This is a genomic window from Liquorilactobacillus satsumensis, from assembly GCF_964065465.1.
Taxonomy (GTDB): Bacteria; Bacillota; Bacilli; order Lactobacillales; family Lactobacillaceae; genus Liquorilactobacillus; species Liquorilactobacillus satsumensis.
Genome location: NZ_OZ061606.1, coordinates 1,233,779 through 1,257,049, shown reverse-complemented (window position 1 = coordinate 1,257,049; position 23,271 = coordinate 1,233,779). Strand labels below are relative to the sequence as shown.

The 23,271-nt window shown below is 41.9% G+C and carries 20 protein-coding genes; 16 read left to right on the top strand and 4 right to left on the bottom strand.

The features are described 5' to 3' along the window. Positions 1-22: 22 nt before the first annotated feature. Complete coding sequence (locus tag AB3Y88_RS05835) at positions 23-1,351, bottom strand: MFS transporter (RefSeq protein WP_056961888.1); 1,329 nt, start codon at positions 1,349-1,351, stop codon at positions 23-25. Positions 1,352-2,465: 1,114 nt separating this feature from the next. Here AB3Y88_RS05835 and AB3Y88_RS05830 point away from each other — a divergent pair. The 12 genes from AB3Y88_RS05830 (at position 2,466) to AB3Y88_RS05775 (ending at position 15,686) form a co-directional block, all read left to right on the top strand. Continuing rightward, positions 2,466-2,594: a hypothetical protein gene (locus AB3Y88_RS05830; protein ID WP_261913793.1), complete on the top strand. Its 129-nt coding sequence runs from the start codon at positions 2,466-2,468 to the stop codon at positions 2,592-2,594. Between the two features lie 15 nt (positions 2,595-2,609). Continuing rightward, positions 2,610-4,343 carry a biosynthetic-type acetolactate synthase large subunit gene (gene ilvB, locus AB3Y88_RS05825; protein WP_228887946.1) on the top strand — a complete coding sequence of 578 codons (1,734 nt, stop codon included), beginning with the start codon at positions 2,610-2,612 and terminating at the stop codon, positions 4,341-4,343. Further along, positions 4,344-4,634 (top strand): ACT domain-containing protein, encoded by a 291-nt coding sequence (locus AB3Y88_RS05820; protein ID WP_054755624.1) that lies wholly within the window; start codon positions 4,344-4,346, stop codon positions 4,632-4,634. A 76-nt stretch (positions 4,635-4,710) separates the two neighbouring features. Beyond that, positions 4,711-5,721, top strand: a complete 1,011-nt coding sequence (ilvC, locus tag AB3Y88_RS05815) for a ketol-acid reductoisomerase (protein WP_056961884.1) — start codon at positions 4,711-4,713, stop codon at positions 5,719-5,721. Between the two features lie 122 nt (positions 5,722-5,843). Then, positions 5,844-7,118, top strand: a complete 1,275-nt coding sequence (gene ilvA / locus AB3Y88_RS05810; protein ID WP_228887945.1) for a threonine ammonia-lyase IlvA — start codon at positions 5,844-5,846, stop codon at positions 7,116-7,118. A gap of 54 nt (positions 7,119-7,172) precedes the next feature. Further along, positions 7,173-7,970, top strand: coding sequence for an ABC transporter ATP-binding protein (locus tag AB3Y88_RS05805; protein ID WP_228887944.1), 798 nt, complete (start codon positions 7,173-7,175; stop codon positions 7,968-7,970). Between the two features lie 12 nt (positions 7,971-7,982). After that, entirely contained in the window at positions 7,983-8,381 is a 399-nt protein-coding gene (locus AB3Y88_RS05800) for a Rid family detoxifying hydrolase (protein ID WP_367293409.1), read from the top strand. Positions 8,382-8,438: 57 nt separating this feature from the next. Further along, entirely contained in the window at positions 8,439-10,256 is a 1,818-nt protein-coding gene (gene ilvD / locus AB3Y88_RS05795) for a dihydroxy-acid dehydratase (protein ID WP_228887943.1), read from the top strand. Positions 10,257-10,286: 30 nt separating this feature from the next. Then, positions 10,287-11,267: a bile acid:sodium symporter family protein gene (locus AB3Y88_RS05790; protein WP_228887942.1), complete on the top strand. Its 981-nt coding sequence runs from the start codon at positions 10,287-10,289 to the stop codon at positions 11,265-11,267. A gap of 772 nt (positions 11,268-12,039) precedes the next feature. Beyond that, positions 12,040-12,795, top strand: coding sequence for a DeoR/GlpR family DNA-binding transcription regulator (locus tag AB3Y88_RS05785; RefSeq protein ID WP_056960860.1), 756 nt, complete (start codon positions 12,040-12,042; stop codon positions 12,793-12,795). Next, entirely contained in the window at positions 12,792-13,709 is a 918-nt protein-coding gene (pfkB, locus tag AB3Y88_RS05780; protein WP_054755636.1) for a 1-phosphofructokinase, read from the top strand. Before AB3Y88_RS05785 ends, pfkB begins: the two co-directional genes overlap by 4 nt. A gap of 27 nt (positions 13,710-13,736) precedes the next feature. Next, positions 13,737-15,686, top strand: a complete 1,950-nt coding sequence (locus tag AB3Y88_RS05775; RefSeq protein WP_228887941.1) for a fructose-specific PTS transporter subunit EIIC — start codon at positions 13,737-13,739, stop codon at positions 15,684-15,686. A gap of 332 nt (positions 15,687-16,018) precedes the next feature. On the opposite strand, the gene AB3Y88_RS05770 is transcribed toward AB3Y88_RS05775, so the two are convergent. Beyond that, positions 16,019-16,471 (bottom strand): Lrp/AsnC family transcriptional regulator, encoded by a 453-nt coding sequence (locus AB3Y88_RS05770; protein ID WP_056960862.1) that lies wholly within the window; start codon positions 16,469-16,471, stop codon positions 16,019-16,021. Positions 16,472-16,559: 88 nt separating this feature from the next. Next, positions 16,560-18,053, bottom strand: a complete 1,494-nt coding sequence (thrC, locus tag AB3Y88_RS05765; RefSeq protein WP_228887940.1) for a threonine synthase — start codon at positions 18,051-18,053, stop codon at positions 16,560-16,562. Between the two features lie 213 nt (positions 18,054-18,266). On the opposite strand from thrC, the gene AB3Y88_RS05760 reads away from it, so the two are divergent. Both AB3Y88_RS05760 and thrB read left to right on the top strand, forming a co-directional pair. Further along, positions 18,267-19,550 (top strand): homoserine dehydrogenase, encoded by a 1,284-nt coding sequence (locus AB3Y88_RS05760; RefSeq protein ID WP_056960864.1) that lies wholly within the window; start codon positions 18,267-18,269, stop codon positions 19,548-19,550. 23 nt (positions 19,551-19,573) lie between these two features. Then, positions 19,574-20,470 carry a homoserine kinase gene (gene thrB / locus AB3Y88_RS05755; protein WP_156653508.1) on the top strand — a complete coding sequence of 299 codons (897 nt, stop codon included), beginning with the start codon at positions 19,574-19,576 and terminating at the stop codon, positions 20,468-20,470. Between the two features lie 180 nt (positions 20,471-20,650). On the opposite strand, the gene AB3Y88_RS05750 is transcribed toward thrB, so the two are convergent. Beyond that, entirely contained in the window at positions 20,651-21,550 is a 900-nt protein-coding gene (locus AB3Y88_RS05750; protein WP_228887939.1) for a beta-1,6-N-acetylglucosaminyltransferase, read from the bottom strand. Positions 21,551-21,785: 235 nt separating this feature from the next. Between AB3Y88_RS05750 and AB3Y88_RS05745 the strand changes: the two genes are divergently transcribed. Beyond that, positions 21,786-22,433 carry a sugar transferase gene (locus AB3Y88_RS05745; RefSeq protein WP_156653509.1) on the top strand — a complete coding sequence of 216 codons (648 nt, stop codon included), beginning with the start codon at positions 21,786-21,788 and terminating at the stop codon, positions 22,431-22,433. A gap of 46 nt (positions 22,434-22,479) precedes the next feature. Further along, positions 22,480-23,259 carry a DUF4422 domain-containing protein gene (locus AB3Y88_RS05740; protein WP_228887938.1) on the top strand — a complete coding sequence of 260 codons (780 nt, stop codon included), beginning with the start codon at positions 22,480-22,482 and terminating at the stop codon, positions 23,257-23,259. Positions 23,260-23,271 lie beyond the last annotated feature (12 nt).

Genomic DNA, 23,271 nt, shown 5'->3' with positions numbered 1-23,271 from the left:
ATTCGGTTGTTTTAAAGTTACATTATTTTGAAAAGTCAACCGTTTTAGTCTCTTTAATTGTTAACAGAGAAACTAAGCACGCAATAGCCATGACCGCTAAGTATAGTCCTACAGAGCGGATTCCCCAATTTTCTGCCAGCCAAGTTGCAATGGTCGGGGTAAAAGCTGCACCAACAATTGCTGCAAGATTATAAGCAATTCCTGAACCGGAATAGCGGACTTTTGTAGAGAAGAGTTCAGGTAAGAGGGCACCCACTGGACCAAAGGCGATCCCCATGAGGACAAAGCCGATTACAAGGAAAAGTGTAACACTGCCAAAGTTGCGCTGGCCTTGCAATAAGTACGGGAAAAGAAATGCAAAAACAATTAAAGCAGAAGCTGAAGTCATTAACGTACGTTTACGTCCCCATTTGTCTGCAAATGTCGATGAGACAACGATTAGTAATGCAAAGATGATAATTGAACCCATCAGCATGAAAAGATATTCTTGGTTAGAGAAGCCTAATTTGGTGGTTGCATATGTCAAAGACCAAGTTGCTAAAGTATAAAAGAGGGTGTAAGTCACAGAAACAATCAAGGTTCCTTGAATTAATTGCCGCCAGCTAGTCTTAAAGACAACTTTGAGTGGTGACTTGGTAACTTCATTTTTCTCCTGCGCCAACCGAAACAGTGGTGTTTCCTGCATCCGTTCGCGCACCCAGAAACCGACCAGAACCAAGATTGAAGAAGCTAAGAAGGGTACTCGCCAGCCGAAGCTAAGCATTTGTGCAGGGGTTAAGAAGGTCTCAAGCAGGAAAAACAAACCATTGCTCAAGAAGAATCCAAGCGGTGCACCTAATTCAGGGAAGGCGCCATACAAGGCTCGTTTGCTTGCAGGTGCATTTTCTGTGGCAACTAAAGCTGCACCAGACCATTCCCCGCCCAGCCCAATTCCTTGAACGAAGCGGCAGGCACATAACAAGACGACAGCTGTCAGACCAAGCGTAGCATAGCTTGGCAGCAGCCCAATCAGCACAGTTGAGATTCCCATTAGTAAAAGTGAGACCACAAGAGTACGTTTGCGGCCAATTTTATCTCCAAAATGACCAAAGACAAATGATCCGAGCGGGCGGGCAATAAATGCAACACCGAAAGTCAACAAACTCAGGATGGTTGCGATAGCCGGCGTAACTTCCGGAAAGAAAACTTTTGGGAAATAGGCTGCTGCAGCAGTACCATAGGCGTAAAAATCAAAAAATTCAATTGCTGTCCCGATCATCGATGCGAACATCACAGTTTTCACCGAATCGCGTTTAAAAGCTGATGTATCTTTATGCTTAAAAGTGGTGCTTAAATTATTTGTGTTATCCATGAGACTCCTCCTAAAAGTTAAAAAAATATGCTTGAAAACAACTGAACCTTTTTTACTGTCTAAGCAAGATCACACCTCCAAAGTGAAGCAAAGAAAAAAGCCAGAAGCTGAATGACAGCTTCTGGCTTAACCAACACTGTCCGCAATTGCGGACAACTAAAAATGCAGCCCGCATCAATTAATAATCGCGCTGATAATAATAATTTGAATGTTTGTGTTGGTTAGTAACATTTCGTTCGCCTCTTAGTGTTTTCTAATATGTTTGTAACTATACTGCGTGCAGAACTTCATTGTCAACCGTAAATTAAAAAAATAATCATCAAAACATTAATCTTAATTGAGCGTTTTTTATTTCTTTACATTATATGCGCTTGAAAAAACAGCCCTAAAAAAGGTTATTTAGAATAAATCCAAAAGAATAAAAAAAGTAAAAACGTTTTGTGCGACCTAAAATCTAGGCGTTTTTTATTAAAAAAAGATGTTGACATCATTAAAACGAGAGTGTAGTATGACACACATGAAAGATATTCATGCTTTGATGAAAAGGAAACTTGTCAGCCGTTTTTCCAGATTGCAAATGGAATAACAGCTATCATAGCATTCTATAACATGTCAGTATTATCTGTGATTGGATAATGGTTCGGAGGGATGTTTATGAAGTTAGCGTATGATATAGTTACTTGTCAGAGCTGTGGAAAGAAAGTTGCTTCTGGGAAGTATTGTTCCAGTTGCGGCGCAAGATTTATTTCTAGCTCTGAGAAGGAAGACGTAGAAGTTAGTGTCTGCGTCAACTGCGGAGCACTCACTCCTAGTAAGGAGTACTGTTCAGCTTGTGGGTTTCATGATAAGCGCAAGTATTATTTCTAAAAATAAAATGGTGATAGTCATTAAAAAGAAAGGGGTTAGATCACATGTGTGCAAGTAAGTGGCAATTAGATACAAACTTATTCCAAAATGTTATCGTACTAGTCGTCCTAGTCATTATTATCATGCGCGTGTGTGATTTAATGCCTGGGCTATTTTGAGTTAGTAACCTGGAATTAATCACACCGCGCTAAGAGATTAGAGCGGTGGATTTTTTTAGCATCCATCGTGCAGATGGGTGCTTTTTATTTTGGAAATGAAGGAGTGTGCGCAGCTGATTTTTGATTTTAAAGGAGGTGAGGCCATGGATCAAGGAAGCGAAGGGAGATGGTATCAAGGTGTGAGGCAAATGTTGGGATTTTTGGAGCGAGAATTTTAAGAGGAGGTGAAAATCATGTTGATAAAACGAGAAACTGAAAAAACTGAGACGAAAAGAACACTTGCTAGCGGGGCCGATTTGTTGTTGGAAGCCTTAAAGGCACAAGGGGTTGAGCTCGTATTTGGTTATCCTGGAGGTGCAGTTTTGCCCCTGTATGATGCCATATATCGACAAGCGTTTAATAATATTCTTGTTCGGCACGAGCAGGCGGCAGTTCATGCGGCTGAAGGATATGCAAAAGCCACTGGGAAAACAGGTGTTGTTTTTGTAACTTCCGGTCCTGGAGCTACTAATACCGTGACAGGAATTGCAGATGCAATGCTTGATTCGATTCCATTGGTTGTTTTTACAGGACAAGTTGGGTGTGCAGCGATTGGAACAGATGCTTTTCAGGAAGTTGATATTCTAAGTATTACGGCGGCGATCACAAAGCAAAGTTACCAGGTTCACGATAGCGGCAGTTTGGCAGAGGTTGTAAAAGAAGCATTTGCGGTTGCTAGCAGTGGCAGACCTGGACCGGTCGTAGTTGATTTGCCAAAAGATGTTGCCGCGATGGCCGTGGATGAGCAACAGCGTAGTCAAACCGCTGGTGGATTCACAGCGAAAACACCGGTTTATCCGCAAAGAAAACTAGCAGTTACTAAGATGCAACAATTACGGGATGCACTTTTACGAGCCCAAAAGCCGTTATTGCTTGTTGGTGGCGGAGTGATCGCCGCTGGGGCTGTTCCAGAATTCAGACGTTTCGTGCACCGCTACAAGCTACCGGTAGTTTCAACGTTGTTGAGTTTAGGTGCGTTACCAGTTTCTGATCCGTTTTCGCTGGGAATGGGCGGGATGCATGGAAGTTATCAAGCTAACCTAGCGTTTTCTGAATGTGACTTTCTCTTAAATATTGGTTCACGTTTCGATGATCGTTTAGCAACTAATACTTCACAATTTGCTCCCAAGGCCCAAGTGGCACAGATAGATATTGATGATTCCGAGTTTGGGAAAATGATTTTGCCGGATTTTGCGGTTGCAGCAGATGCGAAAGAGGCACTGAACTGGTTATTAGCTCATCCAGCGAAAACGCAAGTAAGGGATCACCAAGCATGGCTTCAGCAACTGAGCGCATGGCAGCATGAACATCCTCAGCATTACGTTGAAGAAAAAGGCAAAATCAAGCCCCAAGCCGTGATTGCAGAAGTTGGTCGACTAACTGCTGGAGATGCAACAATCGTGACAGATGTTGGACAACATCAGATGTGGACAGCACAGTATTATCCTTTTACCCGCGCGCATCAGTTAATTACGAGCGGCGGTTTGGGAACGATGGGATTTGGACTTCCGGCCGCAATCGGCGCAAAGTTAGCAGTTCCGGAAAAAGAAGTCGTGCTGTTTGTAGGGGATGGCGGCTTACAGATGACAAGCGAGGAACTTGATGTCATTAGGGATTACAGACTAAATATCAAGATTATCTTACTTAATAATCAAACGTTGGGAATGGTCAGACAATGGCAGGATCTGTTCTACAAAAAAAGACGTTCTCAAACTGTTTTCAACGGTCAACCAGACTTCATCAAGCTTGCACACGCGTATGGTCTCAAAGGGCTTAGGCTTGCTTCACAGAATTGGCGCGAAACATTGGCAGATGTTTTCGCAACCCAAGAAAGTGTTCTGGTAGAAGCAAGGATTCCTGCTCTAGAACAGGTTTACCCCATGGTCGCCCCCGGACAGCCTAATCAGAAGATGCTAGGGGTCGATTAAATGCACGAAATAGTTGTTTGCAAAATGAAAAATAGGGTGGGCGTTTTAAATCGCTTCACCGGATTGTTAACACGACGAAACATTAATATTGAGAACGCAGTAATTATTTCAACTTCCAAACACCAAGTAGAAGCTAAAGTCGAGCTGCGGACTGAAAAAGCACAGAACCTGACACACCTAAAACGGGTCCTTGCAAAGCAAATCGACATTTTAAGCGTTAGCTGGTACAGTTGTGAATCAGCTGCAGAAACGACGGCTTTATTGGTTGCTGGAATTGAAAAGAATAATTAACTACATTGTACACACTTTTAAAACGATGTTGAAGTGTTTTTACTACTAAATTAAACAAAAAAATGGAGGCTCTATTATGTCAGTTGAAATGTTATACGAAAAAGATGTTACTACGAATTATTTAAAAGGAAAGAAAGTTGCTTTTATCGGTTATGGTGCGCAAGGACATGCCCAGGCAAACAACCTGCGAGATTCAGGTGTGGATGTCATCGTTGGTGTTCGTCCCGGAAAATCATTCGATAAAGCTAAAAAGGACGGTTTTGAAGTTTATCCAGTTGCAGAAGCTGCTAAGAAGGCTGACTGGGTTCAGATGCTAACTCCTGATGAAGTAATGTCAGATGTTTATAAAAATGAAGTTGCAGCTAATTTGGAAGCTGGCAATGTACTTGGTTTTTCACATGGTTTCAATGTTTACTACAAAGAAATCGTTGCACCGGAAAATGTTGATGTAGTAATGATGGCTCCTAAAGGACCAGGTAACCTGTGCCGGCGTACATACATGGAAGGTTCTGGTGTACCAGCACTTTATGCTACTTATCAAGATGCTTCCGGACACGCAGAAGACCTTGCTAAGGAATTTGCAAAGGCAAATGGGGCAGCACGTGTCGGACTTTTGAAAACGACCTTTAAAGAAGAAACCGATGAAGATTTGTTTGGTGAACAAAATGTCTTAATGGGTGGAATTACTGCTCTGATCGAAACTGGTTTTGAAGTCTTGACTGAAGCAGGTTATTCACCACAATTAGCATTCTTTGAAGTTGATCATGAAATGAAGCTGATCTGTGACCTGATCTACGAAGGTGGTTTTGCGAAGATGTACAATGATTGCTCAAATACATCTGAATATGGTTCTTATACAAGAGGACCGCGTGTCATCAACGCTGAATCAAAAGAAGCAATGAAACGTAATTTGAAGGAAATTCAAGATGGAACCTTCGCCAAAGAATTTATGGATGAATATCGTGGCGGCTTCAAGAAGCTTTACAAGTACCGTAGCGAAATGGAAAAATCTGAACTGCAAAAAGTGGGCGACGAATTACGGACTAAGATGCCATTTGTTGCAAAAGCTGACAAATACAGCGACTAATTTAAAAAGTAAGCAGTAAGAAATAGCGGGAAACTGAGCTCCAACTAAGGTATGACTTGGTGAGCAGCTCTTCCGCTTTTCACTGTACATAATGAAAAAAACTTGAAGGGGTGATTCGGCTAATGGATGTAATGACAGCAAAAGACTTATTAACAAAAGAAGAAATCGAGAAAGCTTATGAGGTGTTGCGTCCGATTATTAAGCGAACGCCTCTCCAACATGACACATATTTGTCCCAAAAATACCATTGCAATGTTTACTTAAAAAGAGAAGATCTGCAAGCCGTGCGTTCTTTCAAGATTCGAGGTGCGTACTATGCAATTTCGCAGACTCCAGCAGCGGTACGTCAGCGCGGCGTGGTGTGTGCAAGTGCAGGTAATCATGCGCAAGGTGTAGCCTGGACTTGCCACAAATTGAAAATTCCGGCGGTGATTTTTATGCCCGTGACAACTCCTCGCCAAAAAGTTGATCAAGTCAAGTTTTTTGGTGGAAGCGCGGTGACGATTAAATTGACAGGTGATACATTCGATGCAGCCGCACAAGCAGCGGCGAATTACTGTGAGGAAAAACAACTGACTTTCATCGCGCCTTTTGATGACAAACATACAATGGCAGGCCAAGGGACGATTGCTTGCGAGATTTTTGAGGATACAGCTGCACATGACGTTACAGTTGATTATTTATTTGCTGCGATCGGCGGCGGCGGTCTAATCAGTGGTCTTGCAGCGTATACCAAAAATGTTAGTTCTGCAACTAAGGTGATCGGAGTTGAGCCAACGGGGGCAGCTTCGATGGCAGCAGCCTTTAAATGTGGGCATCCAGTAACCCTAGAACACATTGATAAGTTTGTAGATGGAGCAGCGGTCAAAACTGCTGGGCAACTGACTTATAATAATGCTAAAAAATATGTGGACCAGCTGGTTAACGTTGCAGAAGGGCATGTTTGTACAACGTTGCTTGAACTTTACAGTAAGGAAGCAATTGTTGCTGAACCAGCGGGTGCGTTGAGTGTGGCGGCGCTTGAAGAACATCAGGCTGAGATTAGTGGTAAAACTGTAGTCTGTGTAATTAGCGGCGGTAATAATGATATTGAAAGAATGCAAGAGATTAAGGAACGTTCTTTAGTCTACGAAGGTTATCAATGCTACTTTATTGTGAATTTCCCGCAGCGTCCTGGAGCATTACGTGAGATGGTCAGCGAGATCCTAGATAAGGACGATGACATTACCAAGTTCGAATATACCAAAAAGGTCAATCGCGGCAAGGGCCCAGTGTTAATTGGGATTCGGTTAGGAAAGAGGCAAAATATTAGGCCACTTCAAGAAAGACTGCGTCAATTTGATCCATATTACATTGACCTGAAGGAAAATCAAATGCTGTATGAAATGATGGTTTAAGCAGGAAAGAAATGTTTCTTAGGGTGAGCGCGCTTAATGAAAGGAGCTCAGCGCATGAATATTTTGTCTTTTGAAAATGTTTCTTTGATAAAAGGTGAGCGCCAGATCTTGAATAAGATTAGCTGGACAATCAAGGAAAAGGAAAATTGGGCGGTTTTAGGATTAAATGGTGCTGGTAAAACAACTTTGTTGAAGATGATACATGGGGATGTGTGGCCAACAGAAGGAACACTTGAAGTTTTAGGTGGGGTTTTTGGGCATACTAACATCCCTGCCCTAAAGCGTAGGATTGGCTGGGTGAGCACTGCACTGCAAGATTGGCTCCACCCAGGGGATTTGGTGGAAGAGATTGTCCTTTCTGGCAAATTTGCAAGTATTGGTTTATATGAGAGCTATGCTCCTGTCGAAATGGAAGAAGCTAAAGCACGTTTGACAAAATTGGGTGGAGCTAAGCTGATTGGCAAACCTTATCGAGTACTATCACAAGGTGAGCGCCAATTAGTTCTAATAGCCAGAGCACTGATGGCTAGACCAGAACTATTGATTTTAGATGAACCGTGTAATGGTTTGGATCTGTTCGCCAGAGAAGCGCTGCTTGCGAAGATTTCCGAAATTGCAGCAGCTCCAACCAGCCCAGCATTGCTACTAGTGTCCCATTACACCGAAGAATTGCTGCCGTGTTTTGATAATGTGTTGCTCTTGAAAAAAGGAAGGATTTACGCCAGCGGTAAACGTCAGGAATTGTTGAATCAGGAAACGTTGACTCATTTTTATGGAGCTCCACTTGAAGTGCGCACAGATGACAAAAAAAGAGTTTTAGTTTATCCGCGATCGGAAGCAAACACAAACTAGGAGGATGTTTGAATGAAAAAAACAGTTGTAACTCAGGGCGCACCGCAGGCATTAGGCCCTTACTCACAAGGACTCAGAGTCAGTGCAGCGGAAACACTGTACTGCTCGGGTCAAGTTGGAATCAATCCTCAAACGGGGGATTTTGCTGGAGAACAAGTTGAGGTACAGGCCAAACAAGCATTGGAAAATATAAAAGCAATTGTGACTGCTGCCGGCTTTGAGGTCGCCGAGATTGTTAAAATGACAGTTTTTATGACTGAAATTACTGACTTCAAAAAGGTGAATGAAGTATATGCCGACTTTTTCAAAGAAGTGACGCAACTGCCGGCACGCTCGGCTGTAGGAGTTCAGGCACTTCCAGCAGATGCAAAGGTCGAAATTGAAGCTTTTGCAGTTCATCAGCATCAATAAAGATTTCAAGCAGGAAACCAGAAAAAAGACACAAGCGGAAATGAGGAGTTATAAAAAATGAGTGATACATTAAATTTTTCAATCAGCGGGGATGAACTTAGGAAAAGAAGCGACACAATTACTGAAGGAACCGATCGGGCCCCTGGAAGAAGTTTGTTATATGCGACTGGCCAGGTCAAAAATCCAGCAGATATGAAGAAACCATTCATTGCGATCGCTAATTCGTATATTGAAATTGTGCCAGGACATGTTCATTTGCGCAAGCTGGCCGAAATTGCTAAAGACGAAATTCGCAAAGCTGGTGGAATTCCTTTTGAATTCAATACAATTGGAGTTGATGACGGCATTGCCATGGGACATATTGGGATGCGCTATTCTTTGCCCAGCCGTGAGATTATCGCTGATGCAGCCGAGACAGTTATCAATGCACACTGGTTTGATGGGGTATTATTCATGCCTAACTGTGACAAGATCACGCCAGGTATGTTGATGGCCGCCGCACGGACAAATGTTCCTGCAGCTTTTGTCTCGGGAGGGCCAATGAAAGCAGGTCTTGATCCTAATGGAAAAGCTGCTACCCTTTCTACTGTGTTTGAGGCTGTCGGAGCTTTTAAAGACGGCAAGATGAGCAAAAATGATTTTCTTGAATTGGAACGCAATGCTTGTCCAGGATGTGGTTCGTGTGCCGGGATGTATACGGCTAATTCGATGAATTCGCTAATGGAGGCTATGGGAATGGCTCTGCCATATAATGGCACTGCACTAGCTGTTTCTGATGAAAGAAAAGAATTGGTCCGACAAGCAGCACGTCAAGTTATGTACAATGTTGAGCACAATGTTAAACCGCGTGACATTATGACCAAAGAAGCATTTGATGATAGCTTTGCGCTTGATATGGCAATGGGTGGTTCAACAAATACCGTTTTACATGGGTTGGCGATCGCACATGAAGCGGGAATTGATTACAGTGAAAGAGAAATTAATGAAATTGCTAAGAGAACTCCACATTTGGCGAAGATTGTGCCTTCATCTTCTTGGACAATGGAGGACGTGCACAATGCAGGTGGGATTCCCGCAATTATGAATGAATTGATCGAAAAGGGTGGAATTCTTCATCCAGATCGTCCGACAATTACCGGAAAGACGATTCGCGAAAATGTTGCCGGAGCACATACACTCAATCCGGAAGTGATCAGAACACTTGATAATCCTTATTCACAACAGGGTGGATTATCAATTCTGTATGGCAATATTGCACGTGATGGTTCTGTCATCAAAGTAGCTGGAGTTGATCCCGATATTAAGAAGTTTGTTGGCAAAGCGATCTGCTTTGATTCACATGATGAGGCTGTAGCCGGAATTGATGATGGAACTGTCAAAGCCGGAGATGTCGTCGTGATTCGCTACGAAGGACCTAAAGGTGGGCCTGGGATGCCTGAGATGCTTAATCCAACCTCTGATATTATTGGACGTGGTCTAGGCAGGACAGTTGCTTTGATCACAGATGGTCGTTTTTCAGGAGCAACACATGGTATTTGTGTAGGTCATGTTTCGCCAGAAGCTGCTGCCGGTGGTGAAATTGCTTTGATTAAAGACGGCGACCAGATCACGATTGATCTTGAGCAACGAACTCTTGATGTTGCGGTCGATAAAGCGGAACTTGAACGTCGGAAAAAAGGGCTTAAACCATTTCAGCCTAAGGTGCGCAGGGGGTACTTAGCACGTTATCAATATTTGGTAACTTCTGCTAACACAGGCGGTATTATGTTAGGTGCAGATGAGCTTTTCGGTACGGCACCTGCCCAAGATGAAGAACAAGAAACAAAGCAGCACACATGCGGTGCTAATTGCAAGTGTCATACGCAGAAAAATTAAGCAGTTTTGTTAAATGAAGGGGAAGAGAAAATGAGTAAAATAGAGAAATTAGGGAAAGTTATTGGGCGCTGGTTTACGCTCCTAGTGGTATTGTGGGCAGCCTTTAATTATGTTCTACCACAGACGAGTTTGTGGCTGGTACCGAATGTTTCATATTTATTAGGAATTATTTTATTTGGAATGGGATTGACGTTAAAATTAGAGGACTTCGAAAGAATTGCGAAAAAGCCGCTTCCAGTTCTTGCGGGAACCGTAGCTCATTATGTGATTATGCCAACACTGGCATGGTTGTTGTGCCTTATTTTTCAGTTAAAAGGAGCAACAGCAGCGGGTGTAATTCTGGTTGGGTCTTGTCCAAGCGGAACTTCTTCCAGTGTAATGGCTTACTTAGCAGGTGGTGATGTTGCTTTGGATGTTTCAATTGAGACACTGTCTACATTACTTGCGCCAGTCGCACTCCCGGGATTACTGTTGTTATTTGCCGGCGAGTATGTTGATATTCCTACGACTTCATTATTTTTGAGTACAGTTAAGATTGTGCTCTTCCCGATTATTTTAGGAGTGATCCTACATTCAGTTTTTGGCAGAAAAATAGAGAAAATTACCCATGTCTTGCCGTTAGTTTCGCAGGTTGCAATTTTGATGATTATCGGTGCGGTGATTGCTGCCAATCATGCTAACTTGTTCACAGCAGCAACGGCACTTGTAATTCCGGTCGTAATGCTGCACAATCTTTCTGGATATGGTCTGGGATACCTTTTTTCCAAGCTGATCCGGTTGCGTGATCCGCAGAGAAAAGCAATTACATTTGAAGTTGGCATGCAGGATTCAAGTTTGGGAGCGACTTTAGCGATTAAGTACTTTGTTCCCGCGGCTGCGATTCCGTCGACAATTTTTAGCATCTGGCATAATATTTCTGGTTCAGTATTGGCTTCATATTGGCGAGATAAGGCTACTGAGCAATCTCAGCCGGTTAAACCTTTGGGAAATATCTATAGCACAGACAAATGAGGTTAGCTTTTGAAGATAGATGATGAGCTGCCATTATCTATAGAAGAAAAATGAATTAATAAGTTTTTAGAATTTAAACGCAGTATAAAGAACAGGGGAAATTAGTGCCTGGAGCGGCTTATTTCAGGCAGTATCAGCTAAAACTAAGAGTTTGGGTCAAGATTCATGTTTTGACCCGGGCGCTTAGTTTTTTTAGGTTATTGACGGTTGTCGGCACTTCTATTAACGTGCTCCACCCCGCAACCTCCTGTGCCTAAGCCTAAATTACGCGTAACCAAGCCCAGGTTACTTTGTAATTTAGGACTTAGTCAACGGAGGCTGAACGCAGGTTGTCGGCACTTCTTCATAACGTGCTCCACCCACCAGCCTCCTGCACCTAACCTCAAATTACGCATAGACACAGCCCGTCTATTTTGTAATTTGTTGTTAATGCTCAAAGGCTAACGGTGGCCGTCGGCACTTCTATCTTAACGTGCTCCAAAAGGCAGCCCTTTATGCTTAGCTTAGGTAACAACGGTAACAAGTTCAGTTACCTCGTTACCTGTCGCTAATCTTCAAGGTCTCCCGCCTTTTTGCGCACTTCTACATAACATAGCTGACAGCTTAAGTTTATTTTGGGGCATAATGGTAGCGCTTAATTGAAATATTTGCGTGCAATCGGTCAAAAGCAGTCACAAATACTTAATTTCGTGGCTGATTATGAGTTTTTTTGCATTTTTTTGATTGCTTTTTAGTGATTAGGGTGTTAATATATTTTTTGGAGGTAGTGTAAGTGCTTGCAGAAGAACGACAACAGATGATATTAGCGATGCTTGAAGAAAAAGGAATTGTAAGACTGCAGGATATTTGTGAATCTGTTGAGTGCTCAGAATCATCGGCACGACGCGATTTACAGGTCTTAGAAGAGAAGGGGCTGCTCTTGCGTTTTCATGGCGGGGCCAAGCTTAAACATTCTCTACAGCAGGAACTTGATATGAGCGGCAAATTTTCCAAAAATACGCAACAAAAAAGTGGAATTGCGAAACTTGCCGCAAGTCTAGTCCAAGATGGTGATGTTATCTATCTTGACGCTGGGACTTCAACACTTGCAATGATCAGTTTTCTGCATGCTGGCAAAAATCTAGTTGTTGTCACTAATGGCGTGATGCACGCATCAGCTCTTGCGGATCAAAATATTCGCACGATTCTGGTTGGTGGAGAGTTAAAGAATACAACCAAGGCGATTATTGGGGTCGAAACTGTAAAAAAACTGCAGCAGTATCGTTTTGACAAAGTCTTTTTGGGAATGAATGGAGTACATCTGCAGTATGGGTATACCACACCCGATCCTGATGAGGCCGCGGTGAAACAAACAGCGATTGCACAAGGTGAGAGGGCTTATGTGCTGGTAGATGAGTCCAAGTTTGACCAGATTTCCTTCGTCAAAGTTGCAGAGATTGCCGACGCGGCGATTATTACGAACAAATTACCACGGCAGGTTCTCGATCAATACAGTAACCAAACAAACATTCAGGAGGTTTCAATATGATTTACACGGTAACAGTCAATCCTTCCATTGATTACATTGTTCAATTGCAAGAACTTACTCTAGGTGAGGTCAATCGAATGGATTATGACACTAAATTACCCGGAGGCAAAGGCATCAACGTTTCACGTATCTTGCGCGAACTTGGTCATGAAAATATTGCACTTGGCTTTTTAGGTGGGTTTACGGGCCGTTTTGTTGAAGAATCACTGAAGGCAAAGAAGCTAAAGACAAGTTTTACCCAAATTGCTGATGATACAAGAATCAACGTTAAGGTTAAGGCTCAAAATGAAACTGAGATTAACGGCAAGGGCCCACAAATCAGTGAGAATGAAGTTCAAGCGTTTGAAAAAGAATTTGACAAGCTTGCCAAAGGAGACGTTGTTATCCTATCAGGAAGTCTTGCTCCAAGTTTGAATGAGAATTTTTACTTTGACCTGATCAAGATCATCCGTGCAAAGGGTGCTGAGTTCGTAATCGATACCACTGGCGAAAGCCTGATGAAAGCGCTCAAGGAACATCCTTTGGTTGTAAAACCTAATCACCACGAGCTGGCTGAGCTTTTCGGTGTTAAGTTCAATGGAATGGACGACATTGTGACTTATGGTAAAAAGTTATTAGACTTGGGAGCACAGCATGTTCTAATCTCGATGGCAGGTGATGGCGGCCTGTTAATCACGCCGAATGAGGTGTACTACAGTGCGGCTCCTAAAGGAACAGTAATTAACTCTGTAGGTGCTGGCGATTCCATGATCGGGGGATTTGTTGGGACATTTGCAGCCACGAAGGATCCGCTTGAAAGTTTCCATTATGGGTTAGCGTGTGGGAGCGCAACGGCCTTCTCAGAAGATTTAGCTGATCGTAAAAAGATTGACGAAATTCTTCCAGAAATCAAGGTAGAAAGTTATAAAAATTAAAAATAATTAAAAAGGGAAGTGTTCTCAGTGGATATTCGTGAATTGTTATTGAAAGATGCAATGATCATGGATCTCAAGGCTTCAACGAAAGAAGAAGCAATTAGTGAGATGGTACATCAGTATTTTGTAACAGGTGTTATCAACGACGAAGATCTTTACAAAAAGGATATCGTTGCGCGTGAAAAACAATCAACTACCGGAATTGGTGATGGCATTGCAATGCCGCATGCTAAAGATAAGGCAGTTCAACGAGCAACAGTCTTGTTTGCTAAAAGTGAAAAGGGTGTTGATTATGATGCCTTAGACGGTAATCCTGTTCATTTATTCTTTATGATTGCTGCTCCAGAAGGTGCTAACAATACTCACTTGCAAGCTTTGGCAACTTTATCCGGTCTTTTAATTGACCCAACTTTAGTTGCTAAGTTGAAACAGGCTCAGACACCAGATGAAGTTCATCAACTTTTTGCAGATGCACAGGCGCAAAAAGAGGAAAAAGATCAGGCTGAAGAAAAGAAAGAACAACAACAAGCAGCAGCGCCTGCTTCATCTGATCGGCCGTATGTAGTTGCCGTTACAGCTTGCCCAACCGGAATTGCACATACTTACATGGCTGAAGAGGCTTTGAAAAAACAAGCTGAAGCAATGGGAGTTGACATTAAGGTTGAAACCAATGGATCTGAAGGGGTCAAGCATTTATTAACTGCTGACGAAATTCAACGTGCGGCTGGTGTTATTATCGCTGCTGATAAGAAAGTCGAAATGACACGTTTTAATGGCAAACACTTAATTAACCGTCCAGTGGTTGATGGAATCAAAAAGCCTGAAGAATTAATCACTAAGGCAGTTAATGCAGATGCACCTGTTTATCATGCAGATGCAGCTGCAGCAGAAGAAGAGGATGATGCAACTGGCTCAATTGGTAGTAAGATCTATAAAGATCTGATGAACGGGATTTCTCATATGCTGCCTTTTGTTGTTGGTGGTGGGATCTTAATGGCACTTTCGTTCGTGATCGAACAATATCTTGGCGGACCAAAGTCAACTGGTTTTATCTTCCTAAACAATGCTGGTAGTTTGGCCTTTGCTTTCATGATTCCAGTGCTAGCTGGATATATTGCTGAATCAATCGGTGATCGTCCCGCATTGATGCCTGGTTTTGTCGGCGGCTTCATGGCAACTGTCTATAGCGGTTCTTTTGGTGGTGCATATACAGCGAATGTGATGACAAATGCTAAAAGTGCAGCAGGTTTCTTAGGCGGAATTGCAGCAGGTTTCATTGCAGGTTATTTGACAATCTTTTTGAAGAAGGTATTCACTAAACTGCCTAAGTCACTTGAAGGTATGAAGCCAATGTTGCTTTACCCAATTTTTGGCTTGCTGTTAGTCGCTTTGATTATGTTCTTTATCGTCAACCCAATCTTTGCAATTATTAATACTTGGGTAACAGCATTCTTGAATCATATGGGAACTGGTAATGCAGTTCTCTTAGGAATTGTACTTGGTGGAATGATGTCAATCGATATGGGCGGTCCTTTCAACAAAGCTGCTTATGTCTTCGCGGTTGCAGCCTTCACTTCAACTAACAATGGTAATTTGATGGCAGCTGTAATGGCTGGTGGAATGATCCCACCATTTGCGACAGCGATTGCCACAGCATTTTGGCCAAAGAAGTTTACAGATGACGAGCGTAAAGCAGGAATTACCAACTGGGTTCTAGGTTTCTCCTTCATTACCGAAGGTGCAATTCCGTTTGCCACAGCTGATCCATTACGAGTTATTGGATCATGTATCGTAGGATCTGCGATTGCTGGTGGATTGACACAGTTCTGGCATGTCAGTGTCCCAGCTCCTCATGGTGGTTTATGGGTAACGCCACTTGCTACAAATGCGTTTGGATACATCTTTGCAGTCGTAATCGGTGCAATTGTTTCCGGAATAATCTTAGGAATGTGGAAACAAGTAAAAGAAGCAAAATAAGTTCAAATAAATAGTCTTAAAAAGATTTGGGGCTGTGACAAAAGTTAACTTTTGTCACAGCCCCTCTTTTATTTCGGATAAACGTGTTCCATAAGTCAAAATTCTCCGTCTAACTTCGAATTACTCATAGCAAAGTACTCGCTATGTTCGCAATTTCGAGTTAGTACTCAAATTTTCCCGACTTATGTCACACTCTTTTTATTTACTGAGCATGCAGCTGACAGTTTAAATTGATGATGTGTTATAGCTAAACTTGAATTATACATAATTTTATTATTTAATCCACGGCAGGTAAGCACTGCCTGTTGGCACCTTTGCTGTCCAGCTTCAAATTAAAAATAATTTTTCCCGGGATTGAGTTCAAGCGGTCGTGGATCAACGCTGGTAGAAAAGACAATTTGTGTTTTCGTTTCACCGAAGCGTTGAATATCATTAATAAAATTATCCAAAGACTTAGTTGACTTAAAGTAACAAGTAATAATTTGCGAGTAGCTTCCCGTTACACAGTCGCAAGAAATTACATTACCAACTGACTTGATATAAGGATAAAAAGCTTCTTTATCTGTTGGCGACAAGCGTAAGCTAACATATGCTTTAATAGGAAAACCAAGGACCTTGTAATCAATTGCGGTCTGATAGTTATTGATAATTCCGCGTTCTTCAAGGTGCGATAAACGGGTTGAAACTGCAGGGGCAGAAATAAAACAAATATCAGCCAATTTTTTTAAGGAAATCCGTGCGTCTTTTTGCAAAGTAGATACTATTTTTAAATCAATCTCATCCATGTGAATCCCTCCAAGCTGCTCTACGTAATATAATATAACATAATACTGTTTTTGACACATTTTTCAACCTGTCAGGGGAAGGAAAGTCCTATTTAATGGAAAGAATCTCCTTAACAGCGGCTTCCATTTCCTGAGGTTCCACAATCTTTTTGGTACGGACAGGTGCCTTAAAAAGACGTGCAATCGTTGGCGGCAAGGGAACCCCAATTCTTTTTTGAAGTGCTTCAACGGCTTCTAAGCCTGGAATGAAAGCATTAGGGTCATGCAAACCAACGAGAACAGCTTGGGCAAACTTGTAAGGACTTGCGGTGGAGACCACCACTGTAAAATGCTGATCCTGTGTAGTCTCCTGGAATACTTTGGCAACACGCGAAGCAACAGCTGTATGTGGATCGAGGGCAACCTGATCACTAGCAAAGAGCCGTGCAATCTCGGCAGCAGTTTTATCTTCACTGGCAAAGTTAGCATAGAAGGAGTCTAAGTGTGTACGCATTTGTGTGGTAATGGTGTAGCTTCCCTTTTCTTCAAGCTCTTTCATAAAAGCGGCTGTTTTGGTAGAGTCGGATCCAGTTAGATAAAAAAGCAGCCGTTCTAAATTGCTCGAGATGAGGATATCCATTGAAGGAGAAGAAGTTACATAAAAAGGACGATTTTTGTCATAAAGTCCAGTATTGAAAAATTTGGTTAAAACATTATTTTTGTTAGAAGCACATAATAGCTTATTAAGCGGTAATCCAAGTTGTTTGGCGTAAAAACCAGCTAAGATGTTACCAAAATTTCCAGTTGGAACGCTGAAGTTTATTTTTTCACCGGGCTGGATCTTGCCAGCGTGCAACAATTGACCATATGCATAAAAGTAATAAACAACTTGAGGGAACAGCCGACCAATATTGATGGAATTGGCAGAAGAGAATTGATAGCCATTTTCTGCTAATTCGTGAGTTAACTGAGAATCGTTAAAAAGTTTTTTGACGTTTGTCTGCGCAGCATCAAAATTACCGTTCACCCCGAAAACAAAGGTGTTTTTTCCTTGCTGCGTTAGCATTTGCTGTTCTTGAATATAACTAACACCATGTTTAGGGTAGAAAACGATAATTTTAGTATGCGGCACATCTGCAAAACCAGCCATTGCTGCTTTACCGGTATCTCCGGACGTAGCCGTCAAAATAACGATTTCCTTGCTCCCAGTGTGTTTAGCTGCAGCCGTGGTCATTAAGTGTGGTAAAAGTTGGAGCGCAATGTCTTTAAAAGCAATTGTAGGGCCATGGAAAAGTTCTAGATAACCCTTTCCGTCATAATAAGAAAGCGGGGCGATTTTTGGAGTGTCAAAATTTTTGCCATAAGCAGCTGTAATGCAAGAGCGCAGTTCACTTTCAGTAAAATCATTAAAAAATAGTTTCAAAATGCGATAGGCTAGTTCCTGGTAGCCCAATTGTGGCAGCTCATCCAAGGAAAAATCAACTTTAGGAAGCGCAGTTGGAACGTACAATCCACCATCGGGACTCAGGCCTTGTAAAATTGCCTGCGATGCAGATACCGCTTCTGTGTCTTTGCCGCGGGTGCTACGATAAAGTATTTTCATATGTGATACTCTCTCCTCCTTGACTATTAGCTAACTCTCACTTACAAGAAGAATACCATAAATCAAAAAAACACAACAGTCCTTAAAAAAAAGTCGCTGAAGTTGCTGAAATTAACACAAAGATTAGAAAGTCATGCCTTTTTTGCAGTTAATGACCGAAAAATTAGAATTCTATGATAGAATGGTTTCAATAAATAAACTGGAGGAGCTTATATGCAGGCCATAAATATCGGGATTTTAGGGTTGGGAACAGTTGGAAGCGGCGTGTTGCGGTTATTAAGAGATCATCAAAAGAAGATTTCAAGTATTACTGGCCGCCAGCTGGTTGTTAAAAAAGTTGTTGTGCATGATATTGAAAAAAAGAGAAACCTAGATCTTTCTGGGATCACTGTCACTGATGATGTAAACGAGTTGATTAATGATCAGGATATTCAGATCGTAGTTGAAGTAATGGGAACTGTAAAGCTTGCAAAAGATTATATCGAGCGTCTTTTGCGAGCAGGAAAGCATATTATTACTGCAAATAAAGATTTGATTGCGACGCATGGTTCTGAATTGGCAGAACTGGCAGGCGAAAATCACTGTGATCTTTTCTACGAAGCGAGTGTTGCAGGCGGAATTCCCATTTTAAGAACAATCGTAAGTTCCTTTGCAGCTGATCGAATCATTGAAGTCAAAGGGATCGTTAATGGAACCACAAATTACATTCTCACACAAATGAATCAAAATAATTTGCCATTCGAGGCGGCGTTGAAATCTGCACAGCAACTAGGGTTTGCAGAAGCGGATCCTACGAATGATGTAGAGGGAATCGATGCAGCATATAAGATGATTATCCTGACACAATTTGCGTTTGGAATGAATGTAACTCTTGATGATATCAAGATTACGGGAATTCGCGGAATCGACCTTAAAGATATCAAGCAGGCGGCTGAATTGGGTTATAAGATTAAGCTGGTCGGGATTGCAAAGCTAATTGATAAACGGATCAGTGTTTCTGTCGGACCGGTACTGATTCCTGCAGATCAGCCGCTAGCTGCAGTCCAAAACGAAAATAATGCAGTTTTAGTTACCGGCGCAGCCGTTGGTGAGACGATGTTTTATGGACCCGGAGCAGGAGAACTGCCGACTGCTAATAGTGTGCTCAGTGATATTATTGCGGTTACTAAAGATATTGTAATGAAGACTACAGGCAGCAGGTTTAATGAATTTTCGCAAGAAGGCCAATCAGCGCGTGAGCAGGACATTTATTATCCGTACTACATTTCATTAAAGGTTAAGGATCGTCCAGGCCAGATGCTAAAAATTACTAAAATAATGTCTGAAGTAAATGCGAGTTTTCATTTGATTATTCAGAGTGAATTGGATGAAGAAAATGCACGTGTAGTAATGACAACGCATCAGATTTCAGAGCTGCAGCTGCGTGCAATTCTTGCGGGAATTGCCGACTTAGAAGAAATCAGTGTGTTAGCAGCCTATAAAATTTTAGAAAACTAATTAAGAGAGTAGGAAGAACGCGGATGGCTTTGAAGATCAAGGTTCCCGCAACGAGTGCAAACCTTGGACCAGGGTTTGATTCACTTGGAATAGCGGTGGATCGTTATTTGACACTTATAGTAGAAGAAAAAACTTCAAAATGGGAACTAGTTCACCACATGGGCAAAATTTATCATGATGAAAGAAATCTGATTGTCCAGACTGCTTTAAAGTTGGTGCCGACACTGCATCCGTACCGAATTAAAGTCCTTTCAGATATTCCACTGGCACGTGGGCTGGGCAGTAGTTCCTCAGCCATTGTAGCAGGGATTGAATTGGCGGATCAGCTGGCGGGACTGCAGTTAACGACAGCAGAAAAGGTACAGTTTGCTGCGCAAATTGAAGGGCACCCTGATAATGTTGCACCAGCAGTCATGGGCGGCTTGGTTATTTCAACTTATATTGCAGAACAGGCGCTCAGCATTAAAGCTGATTTTCCAGATGTAAGCTTAGTAGCCTATGTGCCAGCTGATCCGCTTTTAACCGTTGAAAGCAGGAAAGTGTTGCCACGCAGGCTGCCGTTTAAAAAAGCTGTTGCTGCCAGTAGCGTTGCTAATGCTTTGACAGCAGCGTTGCTGGCAAAGCAACTGGATAAGGTGAAGGTGCTCTTGGAAAGTGATCAGTTTCATGAAACGTATCGGCGAAAATTAGTACCGCAACTCGCACAGGTGCGCGCGCTAGCACATGAATATCAAACGTATGGAACATACTTGAGTGGTGCGGGTCCAACGGTCATGACACTTGTGGCACATCCAGCTGCCGCTGAATTTGCGCAAGCTTTGAAAGCACATTTTGAAACCGGCGAGGTATTGGCGTTGAAATGTATTTCTCAAGGACCTCAGGTTACAACGCTCCGAACACAGAGTAGGCCGGAAGTATAGGTGGATCTTACAAAATAAAATAAGGAGAGTGTGACATAAGTCGGGAAAATTTGAGTGCTAACTCGAAGTTAGACGGAGAATTTTGACTTATGGAACACATTTATCCGGAATAAAAGAGGGGCTGTGACAAAAGTTAACTTTTGTCACAGCCCCTGCTGTATTTTTAAGGACAATGTTAGTTTAAAGCTTGTTGCGAGTGCTTAGATGAGTACGCAAGTATGTAATTGCATCTTCATTTTTAGATAAGTCAAACTTTCGAGCAAATAGAAAGGGTGAGGCAACATAGTCTTGTGCTTCCTTTAAGGTTACATAGCTGGGATTGTGGTTTTCCCAGCGATAAATACGTAAATTGGCTTGATAGATTCCCTGGGCAGGATAGATGTTTTTTGAGAATTTTGAATTATATAACCAAGTTGCAAGAAAGACTTCATCAGCACAATATGTAAATTTTAAGAAGTGCATGATCGGTTCGAACTGTGTCATTAAATATTGTGCAAAATCATTTGAAATGCTGAACCAATTAGCACCGGACTTAAAGGTCATCTTGGATTTTTTGGTACGGTTGATGCCAAGTGCTTTTTGAAGAAAGCACGAACCAAAGTCAAGATATTTCAGGAGGTTCTTTTTCTTTCCAATGAATTGTTGCAGCAGGTGATACTGCTGAAAACGTAAATAGTAGCGGGTTTTATCATGGTCACGCTGATAATCACTGCATTCAACGAATTCTTGACCTGCATTTTTGGCGAAAAAGGCATGCAGGTAATCTTGATCTTTCAAAGGCAGGTCAAGGCCTGACAAGAGATGATAATAACTGTATTGCCGCGGTGTCGCGGCTTTGAGAAGTTTCATTTCCATCATTGCTTGAGAACTAGCTCCCCAAGTAATTTTTTCTCGGGGTTGAAAATAAAGGGTTGCAAAACTGCAGCACGCGGCGAGTTCTTTTTCAACGAAACCAGTGGCTTTAAGATCCAAATGAAGATAGAGATCATTTCTGGGATCATCTAGTACAGACAGCAGAATTTTAAGTTGCGGAATATTCCCGCTTGCCATAATGAGGTAGGCGTGTTTAGAATTAAGCAAACAATCATCTCCAATTTGAAGTTTTACAGGATTAAGCGGGTTGTGTGAGGCTCCTGGTCTAGTTTAGCAAATTAATGCAGATAATGGAATGCTATTTTTAGGCTGTAAATTGCTAAAATCACGCATTCGTATTATAATACGTCATATGTACAATTTTGTTGGAGGGCTTTTTGAGCGCTCAAAAAAAGTAAATCTTTAATTTAGTAATTGTATTTATATGATAGAGGAGAATAAAATGGCTCATGAAGCTAATAAGCTGGGGGGAAAAAGCGTTTATTTATTCAGTAAGAGAGTACTGGATATTATAATCTCATCGCTTGCTCTGTTGCTAATGCTTCCCTTATTCATAGTGATGCTTATTGTCTATCGCTTTGGCAAAAATAAGGGTCCGTTATTCTACAAGCAAGAGCGCGTGGGAAAGAACGGGAAAAAGTTTTACATTTACAAATTTCGTTCCATGATCGTAGGCGCTGATGAAAAGCTTAAGTGTGATAAGCAGCTATATAAACTCTATGTTGAAAACAGCTATAAATTACCAGCGGAGATGGATCCAAGAATTACCAGGTTAGGAAGACTTTTGCGTAAGTCATCAATTGATGAGTTACCGCAGTTTATTAATATTTTCAAAGGTGAGATGACGCTAATCGGACCGCGCCCAATTATTACAGAAGAATTGAAGGAATATGGGGATCAAGTCAAAAAATTTCTTTCAGTGACGCCGGGTGCGATGGGTTACTGGCAAGCTTCTGGGAGAAGTAACATTGAATATCCTGAAAGGTGCAAGTACGAGTTGTATTATGTGGATCACGCCTCATTTTTGTTTGATATTAAAATCTTGTTCAAGAACATCGTCGCGATTTTTAAGGGCGACGGGGCTTATTGAAAAGGTCGGCTGAAAATAAGTATTATACCAAGAAAGTGGGATCCGATTGAAAGCAGAAGTATATGTTGTTAGTCATAAGAAGGTCAAGTTGCCAGATGAAAAGATCTATATTCCGGTGCAAGTAGGTACTAACCCGGAAAATTTTGCAGGATTTGAACGTGACAATACAGGTGACAATATTGCACAAAAAAATGCAAATTACTGTGAACTGACTGCCCAATATTGGGCTTGGAAGAATCGTCGCGCAGACGTTAAGGGTCTGGTGCACTATCGCCGCTACTTTTCGAATGGCAAAAGGCATTTTTTCAGTTCAACGACGCAAAAGCTTAATGATGTGTTGACAGCTGAAAGACTTGAACAGATCCTAAAGAGCTATGATGCGGTTTTGCCGACAAAGAGGAACTATTATATTGAAAGCTCTTGGTCGCATTATAAGCATGCACACCATATCGAGGGCTTGGCGGCTGCTAGAGATGTGATCAGCGAAAAATTTCCGGATTACCTTCCTGTCTTTGACAAGGTTTTGCATCGGAATAAGGTACATATGTTCAATATGCTGATTACACGTGCAGCTATCTTTGACGACTATACTAAGTGGTTGTTAGCAGTTTTGGCTGAGGTGGAAAACCGGGTCGATATTTCAGAGTATTCTGAATATGAAAAACGGATTTATGGTTTTGTCAGTGAAGTGTTGCTGGATGTCTGGTTTGAGAAAAATCAAATCAGTTTCAAAGAAATGCCGGTAATGTTTATTGGCAGGCAGCATTGGTTCCGAAAAATCACTAAGTTTTTGTTGAGAAAATTTGGTTTGAGTGATAAAGCTTAATAAATGAAGCTT